Annotated in this window: 9 protein-coding genes and 2 rRNA genes; all 11 read right to left on the reverse strand. The window is 65.4% G+C overall.

The annotated features are described in order from the left end of the window. Nucleotides 1-154: 154 nt before the first annotated feature. Nucleotides 155-1,207 carry a site-specific tyrosine recombinase XerD gene (xerD, locus tag AC6I9V_RS02170; RefSeq protein ID WP_497898166.1) on the reverse strand — a complete coding sequence of 351 codons (1,053 nt, stop codon included), beginning with the start codon at nucleotides 1,205-1,207 and terminating at the stop codon, nucleotides 155-157. After that, a complete protein-coding gene (locus AC6I9V_RS02175) occupies nucleotides 1,207-1,869 on the reverse strand; it encodes an NUDIX domain-containing protein (RefSeq protein ID WP_349414776.1) in 663 nt (220 codons plus the stop codon). The genes xerD and AC6I9V_RS02175 overlap by 1 nt, the downstream gene beginning before the upstream one ends. A 27-nt stretch (nucleotides 1,870-1,896) precedes the next feature. Continuing rightward, entirely contained in the window at nucleotides 1,897-3,660 is a 1,764-nt protein-coding gene (gene pyrG / locus AC6I9V_RS02180) for a CTP synthase (protein WP_349414777.1), read from the reverse strand. A gap of 74 nt (nucleotides 3,661-3,734) precedes the next feature. After that, nucleotides 3,735-5,474 carry a DNA repair protein RecN gene (gene recN, locus AC6I9V_RS02185; RefSeq protein ID WP_497898167.1) on the reverse strand — a complete coding sequence of 580 codons (1,740 nt, stop codon included), beginning with the start codon at nucleotides 5,472-5,474 and terminating at the stop codon, nucleotides 3,735-3,737. A gap of 3 nt (nucleotides 5,475-5,477) precedes the next feature. Continuing rightward, entirely contained in the window at nucleotides 5,478-6,533 is a 1,056-nt protein-coding gene (locus AC6I9V_RS02190) for an NAD kinase (protein WP_497898168.1), read from the reverse strand. A 40-nt stretch (nucleotides 6,534-6,573) separates the two neighbouring features. Next, a complete protein-coding gene (locus AC6I9V_RS02195; protein ID WP_497898169.1) occupies nucleotides 6,574-7,386 on the reverse strand; it encodes a TlyA family RNA methyltransferase in 813 nt (270 codons plus the stop codon). Next, nucleotides 7,383-7,610, reverse strand: a complete 228-nt coding sequence (locus AC6I9V_RS02200) for a hypothetical protein (protein WP_497898170.1) — start codon at nucleotides 7,608-7,610, stop codon at nucleotides 7,383-7,385. Before AC6I9V_RS02200 ends, AC6I9V_RS02195 begins: the two co-directional genes overlap by 4 nt. Nucleotides 7,611-7,620: 10 nt before the next feature. Next, on the reverse strand, nucleotides 7,621-8,613 hold the full coding sequence (locus AC6I9V_RS02205) for an HAD-IIA family hydrolase (protein WP_497898171.1): 993 nt from the start codon (nucleotides 8,611-8,613) through the stop codon (nucleotides 7,621-7,623). A 6-nt stretch (nucleotides 8,614-8,619) separates the two neighbouring features. Beyond that, nucleotides 8,620-10,557: a hypothetical protein gene (locus AC6I9V_RS02210; protein ID WP_497898172.1), complete on the reverse strand. Its 1,938-nt coding sequence runs from the start codon at nucleotides 10,555-10,557 to the stop codon at nucleotides 8,620-8,622. A 313-nt stretch (nucleotides 10,558-10,870) separates the two neighbouring features. After that, nucleotides 10,871-10,987: ribosomal RNA gene (rrf, locus tag AC6I9V_RS02215) — 5S ribosomal RNA — on the reverse strand. A 227-nt stretch (nucleotides 10,988-11,214) separates the two neighbouring features. Further along, a 23S ribosomal RNA gene (locus tag AC6I9V_RS02220) occupies nucleotides 11,215-14,339 on the reverse strand. Between the last annotated feature and the right edge of the window lie 409 nt (nucleotides 14,340-14,748).

Raw genomic sequence — 14,748 nt, forward strand, 5'->3', positions numbered from 1 at the left:
AAAAGCAGGCACCGACAATTAACGAAGCAACCGCGGCAGCGTTCAGACAAGCCGTCGCCGGAAGAAAATTACGCCGGGGACAAGGCGAAATCGGGCCGATGGCCACGAGCAAGCGACAAACCGCCGGCAGCCGCGGGCCGTCCCCTTAGGAGCCTCAGCCCAGCGCCCTCGGGTGCGCGGCGGCGTAGATCTCGCGGAGCGTGTCCGCCGAAACCAGGGTGTAGACCTGCGTGGTGGTCACCGATGCGTGGCCCAGCAGCTCCTGCACCACCCTCACGTCCGCCCCGCCCTCGAGCAGGTGGGTGGCGAAAGAGTGCCGCAGGGTGTGGGGCGAGACATCCTTGGTGATGTTGGCCTTGTCGGCGGCCGCTTTGAGGATGGTCCAGGCGCTTTGCCGGCTGATCCGCCCGCCCCGGGCGTTCAGGAACAGTGCCGGCGTTCCCTTTCCCTTGGCGGCCAGCAGCGGCCGGCCCCGGACCAGGTAGGCGTCCAGGGCGCGGGCGCCGAAGGACCCCAGCGGCACCAACCGCTCCTTGGAACCCTTGCCGAAAAGCCGGACGATAGCGGGGCCCGGTTCGTCGTCGCCCTGCAGCGAGATGTCGTCCACGTCCAAGCCAACGGCCTCGCTGATGCGCGCCCCGGTGGAGTAGAGGAATTCGAGCAGCGCCCGGTCGCGCAGGCCGGTGGCCGTGTCCGTGCCGGCCGCTTCCAGGATGCGGGTGACCTCGTCCACCGTGATGGCCTTGGGCAGCCGCTTCCCGGGCATCGGCGGGTGCACGTCGCTGGCGGGATCGGTGGGAGTGACGCCCTCCAGCGCCCAGAACTTGTGCAGTCCGCGGACCGCGACTACTGTCCGGGCGGCCGAACGCACGCCCAGGGCCGAACCGCCGTCGGAGCCGTCGGAGAGTGCCTGCACGAAGCCGGTGACGTCTTTCCGGGTGATTTCCTCCGGACGCCGGCGCCCGGCCGCGGCGAGGTGCCGGGCGTAGCGGGCCAGGTCGCGGCGGTAAGCGGACAGGGTGTTGGCGGCCAGCCCGCGTTCCACCCCCATGTGCTGCAGGTAGTCCGTGATGGCCCGGTCGACGGCGGTCAGCGGCCGGACGGCCGGCACCGGAGCAGACGCAGCAAGCGCGGCAGGCGCGGGAACACCAGCTTCGGACGCAGCCGGCTCCGCAACGTCGGGCCCGGCCGCCAGCAGCCCGGTCATCAGCGCTGGCTGGGGTGGGCGGGCCACGGCGCGCTGGCCGGGCGGAGGCTTTCGAAGCCGTCGGCCCTGGCCGCCGCGGCGGCGAGGATCCCGACGACGGCGGACGGGTTGTGCAGGCGGCCCTCCAGCACGGCCCGGACCGCGTCCTCGAGCGGGATCCAGTGCAGCTCGATTTCCGCTTCCTCGTCGGTGCGGACGTGCAGCTCGTGGCCGGGGACGTCGCTCAGGCCGCGGGCCAGGTAGATGCGGATGGCCTCACTGGAGGAGCCGGGCGAGTTGAAGAAGTCGGCCAGCACGTTCCAGCGCTCAGCCACCAGGTCGGCTTCCTCCGCGAGTTCCCGGGCCGCGCCGGCCACGAACTCCTCGCCCTCGACGTCGAGCAATCCGGCCGGAATCTCCCAGAGGGCCATGCCCACCGGGTGGCGGTACTGCTTGATCAGCAGGATCTCGCCGTCGTCGTTCATCGGGAGCACGGCCACGGCCCCGGGGTGGTCGATGTAGTCGCGGACCAGGGGCTCACCGTCCTCGCTCAGCCGGAAGCTGTCGCTGACGACATCCCAGATCCGGCCCTGGTAGACCTTCTCTGAAGACAAAAGACGGCGCGGGCTCGGCTCGTCCGAAACCTGCCGTGCAGCATTGGGGGTCTCAGACTTACCGGGCATCGCGCCGTCCTTTGATTCAGTTGGGAGTTACTTCGACGCTGCCGGGGTGGTCTTGGCAGCGGCCTTGGCGGCCGTGGCGGCAGGCTGGCCCGCGCCGTGCTGGTGGTCCAGCGCAGCCTTGACCAGTCCGGCGAACAGCGGGTGCGGGCGGGTGGGCCGGGAGCTGAGCTCCGGGTGCGCCTGCGTGGCCACGTAGTACGGGTGGACTTCACGGGGAAGCTCAACGTACTCCACCAGCTTGCCGTCCGGGGAGGTTCCGGAGAACACCAGGCCCTCGGCGGCGATCTGCTCGCGGTACTTGTTGTTGACCTCGTAGCGGTGCCGGTGGCGTTCGCTGACCGTCGTGGTGCCGTAGGTCTCGGCGATGACGGAGCCCTCGTCCAGCTTGGCTTCGTAGAGGCCCAGGCGCATGGTGCCGCCCAGGTCGCCCTTGCCGTCGACAATGTCGAGCTGCTCTTCCATCGTGGCGATGACCGGGTACTTGGAGTCCGGCTCGAACTCGGAGGAGGATGCGCCTTCGAGGCCGACCACGTTTCGGGCGTACTCGATCACCATGCACTGCAGGCCCAGGCACAGGCCCAGGACCGGGAGCTTGGATTCGCGGGCGTACTTCAGGGCGCCGAGCTTGCCCTCGAGACCGCGGATGCCGAAGCCGCCGGGGACGCAGATCGCGTCCACACCGTCCAGGGACTTGACCGCGCCCTCGTGGGTTTCGCATTCGTCCGAGGGGACCCAGCGGATCTTGACCTTGGTGTTGTTCGCGAAGCCGCCGGCGCGCAGCGCCTCGGTCACGGACAGGTAGGCGTCCGGCAGGTCGATGTACTTACCGACGAGGGCGATCTCCACCTCGTGCTTGGGGTTGTGCACGGCGTCGAGGAGCTTGTCCCAGCTGGTCCAGTCGACGTCCTTGAACGGCAGGTCGAGGGCACGGACGATGTAGGAGTCCAGGCCCTGCGAGTGCAGCGTCTTGGGAATGTCGTAGATGCTCGGCGCGTCCGGGCAGCCGATCACGGCGTCGATGTCGACGTCGCACATCCGCCCGATCTTCTCGCGCATGGCCTGCGGCACGTCGCGGTCCGAACGGATCACGATCGCCTCGGGCTGGATGCCGATGGAGCGCAGCGCGGCAACGGAGTGCTGCGTCGGCTTGGTTTTGAGCTCCTGCGACGGTCCGATGTACGGCACCAGCGAGACGTGCAGGAAGAAAACGTTGTTCCGGCCGACGTCCTGGCGGACCTGGCGGGCGGACTCGAGGAACGGCTGGGATTCGATGTCGCCGACCGTGCCGCCGATTTCGGTGATGATGACGTCCGGGGCGTTTTTGCCCTCGGCGGGCAGCCGCATCCGGCGCTTAATTTCATCGGTGATGTGCGGGATGACCTGGACGGTGTCCCCGAGGTACTCGCCGCGGCGCTCCTTGGCGATGACCGTGGAGTAGACCTGGCCGGTCGTGACGTTGGCCGAACCCTCAAGGTTTTCGTCGAGGAAGCGCTCGTAGTGGCCGATGTCGAGGTCCGTCTCGGCGCCGTCGTCGGTGACGAAGACTTCGCCGTGCTGGAAGGGGTTCATCGTGCCCGGATCCACGTTCAGATAGGGATCGAGCTTTTGCATTGTTACAGACAGGCCGCGTGCCCGCAGGAGGTGACCGAGGCTCGAAGCCGTCAGTCCCTTACCGAGCGAGGACGCCACACCACCGGTTACGAAGATGTGTTTGGTCGTCTTGGACGAGCCCGGGAACCGGGAATTTACACGGGAATTTGATCGCTGCACCACGGAGTTCGAGCCTATCATCAATTCGTTCTTTCTTGGGTCGGCAAAACGCCGTTGTGATGGTCATCCCAGTCCCAAAGAACCGACCGGGACGGTCAGGCCCGCTGCGGCAGCAGCTTGGCGTCGTCCAGCAACTCCTGGGCGTGCGCCCGGGCCGATTCCGAATCTTCCTGGCCCGCGAGCATGCGGGCAAGCTCACGGACCCGCTCCGCCTCGTCGAGGAGCTGGACGTCGCTGGAGGTGAAGCCCGTGGCCGTGGCGCCGTCGGCGCCGCGCACGGAAGTCTTGGTGACCCGGATGTGTTGGTCGGCGAAGGCCGCCACCTGCGGCAGGTGGGTGACTACCAGGACCTGGACATGCCGGGCGAGCATGGCCAGCCGGCGGCCGATTTCGACGGCGGCGCGGCCGCCGACGCCGGCGTCGACCTCGTCGAAGACGAAGGTCGGGACGGGGTCGACGGCGGCCAGCACGACCTCGATGGCGAGCATCACGCGGGAGAGTTCACCGCCGGAGGCGCCCTTGCCAAGCGGCCGGGCCGGCGCACCCGAGTGCGGCTGCAACAGGAGGGCGATCTCGTCGACGCCGAACGGGCCCAGCTGCTCGCCCGGGTCGACGTGGATGACAAGGGTGGCGTCGGCCATTGCCAGGGCGGTCAGTTCAGCGCTGACCCGGGCGGAGAGGTCCTTGGCGGCCTTCTTCCGGGCCTTGCTGATGGCCCCGGCCTGCTTCCGGAGATCGGCTTCGGAGCGGGCCACCTCGGCGTCCAGCGCCTCGATCCGGGTGGAGTCGTCCTGGAGCTCCTCGAACCGCGCCCTCGCCTGCTCCGCCCAGGCCAGCACCTCGTCGATGCTGGGCGCGTACTTGCGCACCAGCTTGGCCAGCGCGGCGCGGCGTTCCTCGATTGCGGCGAGCCGTTCCGGGCCTTCGGTGTCGAGGGAGGCCTGGTAACTGGCCAGCTCGGTGGCGATGTCGTTGAGCAGGAATCCAACTTCGGCCAGCCGGGCGGCGGCGGAGCCGAGTTCCCCGTCGTGTTCGGCGACGTGCTCCAGGGTGCGCTTCGCGGCGTCCACCAGCGTGGTGGCGTCGGCTTCCTCGCCGAAGTCTTCGGAGATCAGGGCCTGGTGCGCCGTGCTGGCGGCGATACGGAGCTCTTCGACGTTGGCAAGCTTGACGGCTTCGGCTTTGAGCGATTCATCTTCGCCCGGCTGCGGATCGACGGCGTCGATCTCGGCCAGGGCGGCCTCGAGGGATTCCGCCTCGCGCAGCCGTTCGCGGGCGGCGCTGCGGAGTTCGTCCAGCTCGACCTGGCTGGCCTTCCAGTGCCCGTGCAGCTGCTGGTAGGCGGCCAGGGAACCGGCGAGGGACTCCCCCGCAAATTTGTCCAGGGCCTCGCGCTGGGCCACCGGGCTCTTGAGCCGGATCTGGTCGGACTGTCCGTGGACCACCACGAGCGTCCCGCCGATCTCGGCGAGGACGCCGACCGGCGCGGTGCGGCCGCCGAGGTAGGCGCGGCTGCGGCCGTCGGCTCCGACGCTGCGCGCCAGCATCAGCTCGGCTCCGCCGTCGAACTCCTCGACCTCTGCCCCGGCCTCACGCGCGCGGTTGACCGCGGCATGGCCGGCGTCGAGCTTGAGCACGGCTTCGGCGGAGGCGCTCTTGGCGCCGCTGCGGACGGCACCGGCGTCGGACCGGGCGCCGAGGAGGAGTCCGACGGCGGTGACCACCATGGTCTTGCCGGCGCCGGTCTCGCCGGTCACAACGCTCAGGCCGGGGCCGAGCGGGAGCGTCGCGTCGGTGATGACGCCGAGGTCGCGGATTCTCAGTTCTTCAAGCATGGGTCACTTCGCGGTCGAGGGATCGGTGGGGGCGCCGGGGTCCGCGGGCTGCGGTTCGGGCAGCTGCGGCCCTGCCTGCGGCGGCGTGGGCAGGGGCGGCATCGGCCGCGGGGTGCGTACCACCGGCAGGGGCCCGGTGTGGATGGAGTCGGGCTGCGGGACCGGGCCGCGCCAGCCCTGGATGGGGAGTTCGAACTTGCGGACCAGGCGGCCGGAGAACGGGGTCTGGTGGGTGCGGGCGAGCCGGACCGGGGTGGCGGAGCGGGTGACTTCCACGCGGGCGCCCGGGGGCAGGTCCACGGAGCGCCGGCCGTCGCACCAGAGCACACCCTGGGCGTCGGTGCGGTTCAGGATCTCGACGGCGAGCCGGGACCTGGGCGAGACCACAAGGGGTTTGGCGAAGAGCGCGTGCGCGCTGATGGGCACGATCAGCAGCGCCTCGACCTCCGGCCAAACCACCGGGCCGCCAGCGGAGAACGCGTAGGCGGTGGATCCGGTGGGGGTGGCGAGGACCACACCGTCGCAGCCGAAGGATGTCAGCGGGCGTTCGTCGACCTCGGTGACCACCTCGAGCATCCGTTCCCGGTTGCCCTTCTCGATGGCGGCCTCGTTCAGCGCCCAGGTGTGCCAGATCTTCTGGCCGCGGACCCAGACCTGCACGTCGATGGTCATCCGCTCTTCCACCGTGTACTGGCGGCTGGCGATCCAGTCGACGGTCTGGGCCAGGTCCGCCCGTTCGCTTTCGGCGAGGAAGCCGACGTGGCCGAGGTTGACGCCGAGCAGCGGCACGTCAACCTCGCGCACCAGCTCCGCCGCGCGCAGGATGGTGCCGTCACCGCCGAGTACCATCACGAGCTCGACGTCCGGAAGTTTTACGTGGTCGTGCAGCACCTCAACGGGCTGGTCCAGCCGCCCGTAGAACCGGACCATATCGCCGAGCTCGGATTTCTGCATCACGGGCACGATGCCGGAGGCATGCAGCTGGGCGCACGCTTCCCAGGCGGCCTTGAGGGATTCCTCTCGGCCGGTGTGGGCAAGGACGAGGACACGCCTGCTCATCGGGTTCCGCCTTCTAGTGCGTCTTGTGCTGCTTGTGCGTTCAGTACTTCGGCCAGATCGTTCCCAGTAACGCAGCGACGGCTGCGTCCCGCTCTTCGATCTTAGGCAGGTCTGTTGGGTTCCCGCGTTTTATCCACAGGAAGTACTCGACGTTTCCGTCCTGGCCGGGCAGCGGGCTCTGCGCGAGGCCCTCCAGATCCAGGCCAGCATCCATCGCCGCGGCCGCGACTTTGGCGACGGCCATGCGGCGTTCCCGCTCGGAGGTCACCACCCCGGTGCGGCCCAGCCGGTCTTTGCCGATCTCGAACTGCGGTTTGACCATCAGGACCAGGTCTCCGCCCGGCTCAGTGCACGCAGCGAGCGGCGCCACGACAAGAGCCAGCGAGATGAAGGACAGGTCAGCCACTGTGAGAGAGGCCGGACCGCCGATCGCTTCCGGGGTCATGTAGCGGACGTTGAGGCCTTCGTGGACCGAGACCCGGGCGTCGCCGCGGAGCTGCGGGACCAGCTGGTCATGACCGACGTCGACGGCAACCACGTGCGCGGCGCCGCGCCGGAGCAGGACCTCGGTGAAGCCGCCGGTGGAGGCGCCGGCGTCGAGGCAGCGTTTGCCGGCCACTTCGACGGCAGGGAAAGCGTCCAGGGCGCCGGCGAGCTTGTGGGCTGCGCGGCTGACGTAGTCGTCTTCGCTCGTGGTAGCGACATCCAGGGCCATGTCGTCCTGGACCTGCAGGGAGGCCTTGGCGAGCACCTCGCCGCCCGAGCTGACCTTTCCTTCGCTAATCAGCCGTGCGGCGTGGGTGCGGGACCTCGCCAGCCCGCGGCTGACGAGGGCCTGGTCGAGTCTGGTCATCGTGGGGTTTCCCCCGCGGCCTGCCCGGCGACATCCTCGTTGAGGGCCGCGGCCAGCTCGTCGTGCAGGCCGGCATATACCTCGCCGTGGGACGCGACGGGCAGTTCGGGCAGGTCACCGAGGCGCAGCAACAGTGCGTCGACGGCCGGATCGCCGACGGCGGACTCGCCTGCGGGCTCCGGCCAGTCGATCCGGGCCTCGGTGGAGGGGTTCAGCTCGGTCATGCTGTCCAGTCTAGTGATCCAACCACTCCAGGCTGGGCGCCTTGGCCGTGGGTGTCTCCGGGTTCGCGGCCCACCAGGCGGCGCAGGCAGCGCGCCAGGAATCGAGATCGGCCGGGTTACCGCTGACCCGCAGGCTGGTGCCGAGTACCTCCGCCGAAGCGCCGCCGCAGCGGTAGCGCCCGTCGCCGTCGTGCTCGATGGCCGGGTAGGGACGGTACAGGTCGGTAAGGTCATTGATCAGGAAGCTGGGGCGTTCCAGGGTGCGGGCGGCGAGGATGGATTCCCGCGTGTCGACGCCCGTCAGCACGGCAACGGTGGCGAAGCCGGCGTTGTTGCCGCCGAGGATGTCGGTGTCCAGCCGGTCGCCGACCACCAGGGGACGGTCGGCGGCCAGCCGTTTGGCCGCGGCGTGGAACAGCGGCGCCTCGGGCTTGCCCGCCACCAGCGGCCGGCGGCCGGTGGCGGCCGCGACGGCGGCAACCAGCGTGCCGTTGCCGGGCGCCATGCCGCGCGCCTGCGGAATGGACATGTCCGTATTGGTGGCCACCCAGAGTGCGCCGGCCGCGACCACGTAGGCCGCCTCCGCGAGGTCCTTCCAGCCCAGGTCGGGGTGGAAGCCCTGCACAACCGCGACCGGGTCTTCGGCCTCACTGCGGACCGGGACCAGGCCCGCGAGTTCGATTTCTCGGGCCATTGCCTCGCCGCCGGTGATCAGGACGCGGGCGCCGGCCGGCAGCATGGACGCGAGCAGCTCGGCAGCTGCCTGGGAGGAGCTCACCACCTGCTGGTCCTCGGCCGGGGCGCCGAGCTCTCGCAGGTGCTGCGCCACTTCGGCGGGCGACCGGGAGGCGTTGTTCGTCACATAGCCCAGCCCGACGCCGATGCCATTAAGCCGCTGCAGCGACTCCACGGCGCCGGGGATGGCCTGCGGGCCGGCATACACAACGCCGTCCAGATCGGCCAGCAGCGCATCGAACCTGGAAATGAGCTCAGCTTCGGCCATGGTCGCTTAGTCCTCGGCGCGTTCCGGAACGCGGGAGTCGTGGCTGTGGGCATCCCCAGTTTCCAGCCCGTCCGCCTCAAGTTCGTCGGCTTCAACCGAATCGTCATCGGATTCGGCGTCGTCGGACTCAAAGAAGTCCGGCTCTTCGTCGTCGGAGCCGGCCTCAAGATCCTGTGCCGCGGACGCCGGCGCTCCGGTTTCCGGGAGGCCCGCGACGGCTTCGGCGCTTGCTGACTTGGGTGCGGGCTCGCCGGCAGCGGCGGCGGACTGCTGGGCAGCCTGCTCCCGCAGGATCCGACGGCGCTGCTCCTCCTCGCGCGCTTCCTCCTCCTCGTCCCAGCCGAGGTCAATGATGTCCGGGTCCTCGTCGACGCCGAGGCCAAGAGCGTTCTCGGCGACGACCGCCTGGCGCTGCCACTTTCCGGCTTCGGCGTCGCGGCCTGCTGCCGTCAAGGCATCGGCGTAGGCGCGGAAGAGCCGCGGGCTGTAGGAGAAGGCCCGGTTGATGTCCAGCTGCGCGATTTCCAGCTCGGAAACGGCGGCCTCGAGCTGGCCCAGGTCGGTGCGGGCGCCGGCGGCGACGATGGCCAGCTCCACCTTGCCCGGAGCGTCGAGGTCCTTGGCTTCTTCGGAGCGTGCCATGTCCAGTGCCCGGTCCGGGCGGCCCAGGCCACGTTCGCAATCGGCCATGACCGGCAGGTGCATGTTGGACCCGCTGATCCGGCGGTAGGTTCGGAATTCGCGCAGCGCCTCGCCGTAGTGTCCGGCGGCGTAGGCGGTCAGGCCGACAGCTTCGCGGACGGCTGCCAGGCGACCACCACGGCGGCTGGCGGCAAGGGCGTGCTGGAAGGCAAGTTCCGGTTCGTCGTCGATGAGGCGGCCGGCCATGACGAGGTGGCGGGCCACCCATTCGGCGCTGTTGTCCTCCAGGGTCTTGATCTGGTGCTGCGTGGCGCGGTCCAGTTCCTTGCCGGTGACGTCTTCGTCGATCTGGGGTGAACGCTCACGGTCCGGGCGGTTGGCGCTGCGCAGGTCCTTGGCGTTGGGTTCGCGGACGGGACGGTCTTCGGCGCGGTCACGGCCGAACTGGCGGGGGCCGGCGTCGCCGCGGTCGAAGCTGCGGGCCGGACGGTCTTCGCGGTTGCCGAAGGGCTTGCGGTTGTCGCCGCCGCTGAACGGCTTACGATCACGGTCGCCACCGAAGCTGCGACGCTCACCACCCTCACGCGACGGACGATCACCAAACGGCTTACGATCACGATCGCCACCACCACTGAACGGCTTACGGTCACGATCGCCACCGAAGCTGCGACGCTCACCACCCTCACGCGACGGACGATCACCAAACGGCTTACGATCACGATCCCCACCGCCGCTGAACGGCTTACGATCACGATCCCCACCACCGCTGAACGGCTTACGATCACGGTCGCCGCCGAAGCTGCGACGCTCACCACCCTCACGCGACGGACGATCACCAAACGGCTTACGATCACGATCCCCACCAAAGCTGCGACGCTCACCACCCTCACGCGACGGACGATCACCAAACGGCTTACGATCACGGTCGCCACCGCCGCTGAATGGCTTACGATCACGATCTCCACCGAAGCTGCGACGCTCACCACCCTCACGCGACGGACGATCACCAAACGGCTTACGATCGCGGTCGCCAGCACCACTGAACGGCTTACGATCACGGTCGCCACCACCGCTGAACGGCTTACGATCTCCATCACGCGACGGACGATCACCAGATGGCTTACGATCGCGGTCATTGAATGACGGGCGCGATCCCTCCGAACGATCGTCCCTTCCACGGAAGCCGCGGGGGTTTCCGCCGGAGTTGTTGGTCCCGCGGAATCCCCCGCCGCCGGAGTTGCGTCCGCCGCCGAAGTTACCGCGGTCGTTGCCGCCTCGGTTGCCGTCGTTGTGCTCAGCCATGGTGGATTCCTCCTGTTATGAGCTGACCACTGGCGCAATCGCAGCCGCTCTGTTTCCGTGTTTCGTTCGCTACGCAACCCGAAATCAAGCGCTTCGAAGTCCGTACATCTCAATCAATTCTAGGCGAGTCGTCTCCGCCCGGCTAACGGCAGCGGGCCATTCCGGCCCCGCGGTGTCAAGTCTCACAGGGCTGTTCCACCTTCGCTGCGCACCGGCAGCTCAAACCGCCGACCTTGAATGGTGGTGGCCTTGTTTGTGGTTATTAAATGGCTCAGGCCCCGACACGGTGTGTCGGGGCCTGGCTGTAATGGTTGTCCGGCGGTGACCTACTCTCCCACACCCTCCCGGGTGCAGTACCATCGGCGCTGTGGGTCTTAGCTTCCGGGTTCGGAATGGGACCGGGCGTTTCCCCCACGCTATGACCGCCGTAACCCTGTGTCCGCACCCCTGGCGGCCCTGTGTGAGGGTTTTCCCGGGGTGGGAAATCTGGTGGTTACAACTTGTGGTGTTGTATTCAGTTGTTTTGGTTCCGTTAGCAACGTGCCCGTGGCGGGTTTGTTGTTTGGGAACCACATAGTGGACGCAAGCGTATCTTGTTTCTTTGTACCCTTCCCTGGATGCAAACGCTTTTGAAGGAACGTTTGCGGGGAGGGGTGTGTGGTGTAAGTTATCGGCCTATTAGTACCGGTCAGCTTCACGAGTCGTTAGTCCTCGCTTCCACATCCGGCCTATCAACCCAGTGGTCTGGCTGGGGGCCTCTCACACGCAAGGTGTATGGAAATCTCATCTCGAAGCGAGCTTCCCGCTTAGATGCTTTCAGCGGTTATCCCATCCGAACGTAGCTAATCAGCGGTGCACTTGGCAGTACAACTGACACACCAGAGGTTCGTCCGTCCCGGTCCTCTCGTACTAAGGACAGCCCTTCTCAAATTTCCTGCGCGCGCAGCGGATAGGGACCGAACTGTCTCACGACGTTCTAAACCCAGCTCGCGTACCGCTTTAATGGGCGAACAGCCCAACCCTTGGGACCTACTCCAGCCCCAGGATGCGACGAGCCGACATCGAGGTGCCAAACCATGCCGTCGATATGGACTCTTGGGCAAGATCAGCCTGTTATCCCCGAGGTACCTTTTATCCGTTGAGCGACGGCCATTCCACAATGTACCGCCGGATCACTAGTCCCGACTTTCGTCCCTGCTCGAGATGTCTCTCTCACAGTCAAGCTCCCTTGTGCACTTACACTCGACACCTGATTGCCAACCAGGCTGAGGGAACCTTTGGGCGCCTCCGTTACTTTTTAGGAGGCAACCGCCCCAGTTAAACTACCCATCAGGCACTGTCCCTGACCCGGATTACGGGCCGAAGTTAGATGTCCAAAGTGACCAGAGTGGTATTTCAACGATGACTCCACCCGAACTGGCGTCCGGGCTTCAACGTCTCCCACCTATCCTACACAAGCCACTCCGAACACCAATACCAAACTATAGTAAAGGTCTCGGGGTCTTTCCGTCCTGCTGCGCGTAACGAGCATCTTTACTCGTACTGCAATTTCGCCGAGTTTATGGTTGAGACAGCGGGGAAGTCGTTACTCCATTCGTGCAGGTCGGAACTTACCCGACAAGGAATTTCGCTACCTTAGGATGGTTATAGTTACCACCGCCGTTTACTGGGGCTTAAATTCTCAGCTTCGCCTTGCGGCTAACCGGTCCTCTTAACCTTCCAGCACCGGGCAGGAGTCAGTCCGTATACATCGTCTTGCGACTTCGCACGGACCTGTGTTTTTAGTAAACAGTCGCTTCCCCCTGGTCTCTGCGGCCCCTGCACGCTCCGGACAGCCAGTGTCCATCACGATAGGGGCCCCCCTTCTCCCGAAGTTACGGGGGCATTTTGCCGAGTTCCTTAACCATAATTCTCTCGATCGCCTTAGTATTCTCTACCTGATCACCTGTGTCGGTTTGGGGTACGGGCGGCTAAAACCTCGCGTCGATGCTTTTCTAGGCAGCATAGGATCACCGAATCCCCCCATACGGGGGTCCCGTCGGGTCTCAGGCATCATGAACGGCGGATTTGCCTACCGTTCGCCCTACATCCTTAGACCGGGACAACCATCGCCCGGCTCGGCTACCTTCCTGCGTCACACCTGTTAATACGCTTGCCTCCCAGGATCAGGTCCCGCGCTCCACCAAAACCCTCACACCACAAGGGTGATCGGGCAGGTCTCGGGCGGTTAGTATCCCCTGTTCAGCATGGGCGGTTTTTCGCCGGTACGGGAATATCAACCCGTTGTCCATCGACTACGCCTGTCGGCCTCGCCTTAGGTCCCGACTTACCCAGGGCAGATTAGCTTGACCCTGGAACCCTTGATCATTCGGCGGACGGGTTTCTCACCCGTCTTTCGCTACTCATGCCTGCATTCTCACTCGTGTAGGCTCCACCGCTGGTTTCCACCGCGACTTCACTGCCCACACGACGCTCCCCTACCCATCCAGACGCCTGAACCACAAGGGCTTAGCTAATATCTGAATGCCACAACTTCGGCGGTGTACTTGAGCCCCGCTACATTGTCGGCGCGGAATCACTTGACCAGTGAGCTATTACGCACTCTTTTAAGGATGGCTGCTTCTAAGCCAACCTCCTGGTTGTCTTCGCAACTCCACATCCTTTCCCACTTAGCACACGCTTAGGGGCCTTAGTTGGTGGTCTGGGCTGTTTCCCTCTCGACTATGAAGCTTATCCCCCACAGTCTCACTGCTGCGCTCTCACTTACCGGCATTCGGAGTTTGGCTGACGTCAGTAACCTTGTAGGGCCCATTAGCCATCCAGTAGCTCTACCTCCGGTAAGAAACACGCAACGCTGCACCTAAATGCATTTCGGGGAGAACCAGCTATCACGAAGTTTGATTGGCCTTTCACCCCTACCCACAGCTCATCCCCTCCATTTTCAACTGAAGTGGGTTCGGTCCTCCACGACGTCTTACCGTCGCTTCAACCTGGCCATGGGTAGATCACTTCGCTTCGGGTCTAGATCACGCCACTGCAACGCCCTGTTCAGACTCGCTTTCGCTACGGCTTCCCCACACGGGTTAACCTCGCGACGTAACACTAACTCGCAGGCTCATTCTTCAAAAGGCACGCCGTCACAACTACAAGGCTGCTCCGACGGATTGTAAGCACACGGTTTCAGGTACTGTTTCACTCCCCTCCCGGGGTACTTTTCACCTTTCCCTCACGGTACTGGTCCGCTATCGGTCATTAGGGAGTATTTAGGCTTATCAGGTGGTCCTGACAGATTCGCACGGGATTTCTCGGGCCCCGTGCTACTTGGGATACTTCCCAGGCGGCACACAACATTTCGGTTACGGGGCTCACACCCTCTCTGGCCGGCCTTTCAAGACCGTTCACCTATGCACATGCTCTCACCCCACTGTCCCGGCAGAGACAGAACGGAAAGTCCCACAACCCCGACCATGCAACGCCCGCCGGCTATTCACACATGGAACGGTTTAGCCTGATCCGCGTTCGCTCGCCACTACTAACGGAATCACTATTGTTTTCTCTTCCTGCGGGTACTGAGATGTTTCACTTCCCCGCGTTCCCTCCACGCACCCTATGTGTTCAGATGCGGGTCACCAGATCACTCGCGCGTCTGGCGGGGTTTCCCCATTCGGACACCCTGGGATCACAGTCCGGTTATCGACTCCCCCAGGCTTATCGCAGATTCCTACGTCCTTCTTCGGCTCCTAATGCCAAGGCATCCACCGTGTGCTCTTAAAAACTTGACCACAAAAGATCAAGGAGTAATTTCGAGAGAACCACAAAACCAACCACACCCAACAACACCACCCCAAAAGGGTGACACCATCACGCACAGCCAGATCCAGGTTCATATTCTTGGAAATTGCTTCTTATAAAAGATGCTCGCGTCCACTATGTAGTTCTCAAACAACAACCCCGTACCACACACCCCACACACTCAGACCCCCAAAAGGACCCATACAGTGCGTGTTCGTCGCAGCCGGGAAACCAGAAACACAAGTCCCGGACACCACCACCCAAGGGGTGGCGGCAACCGGTCCTGTTGTCTCAGGACCCAACAGTGTGCCAAACACTAAACCGCCCGAACCCTCAAACACCGTTCCAGGAACCACACAAGTGGGGATCCGTACTGGGTGCCGGAGAAAACGCAGCGGC

This window comes from Arthrobacter sp. SlRoot2-15 (assembly GCF_059739345.1).

Coding starts and splice junctions, on each gene's coding strand:
- pyrG (WP_349414777.1), bottom strand. CDS start 3,660: ATGATAGGCTCGAACTCCGTGGTGCAGCGATCAAATTCCCGTGTAAAT.
- AC6I9V_RS02175 (WP_349414776.1), bottom strand. CDS start 1,869: ATGCCCGGTAAGTCTGAGACCCCCAATGCTGCACGGCAGGTTTCGGAC.
- AC6I9V_RS02200 (WP_497898170.1), bottom strand. CDS start 7,610: ATGACCGAGCTGAACCCCTCCACCGAGGCCCGGATCGACTGGCCGGAG.
- AC6I9V_RS02210 (WP_497898172.1), bottom strand. CDS start 10,557: ATGGCTGAGCACAACGACGGCAACCGAGGCGGCAACGACCGCGGTAAC.
- AC6I9V_RS02190 (WP_497898168.1), bottom strand. CDS start 6,533: ATGAGCAGGCGTGTCCTCGTCCTTGCCCACACCGGCCGAGAGGAATCC.
- AC6I9V_RS02205 (WP_497898171.1), bottom strand. CDS start 8,613: ATGGCCGAAGCTGAGCTCATTTCCAGGTTCGATGCGCTGCTGGCCGAT.
- xerD (WP_497898166.1), bottom strand. CDS start 1,207: ATGACCGGGCTGCTGGCGGCCGGGCCCGACGTTGCGGAGCCGGCTGCG.
- recN (WP_497898167.1), bottom strand. CDS start 5,474: ATGCTTGAAGAACTGAGAATCCGCGACCTCGGCGTCATCACCGACGCG.
- AC6I9V_RS02195 (WP_497898169.1), bottom strand. CDS start 7,386: ATGACCAGACTCGACCAGGCCCTCGTCAGCCGCGGGCTGGCGAGGTCC.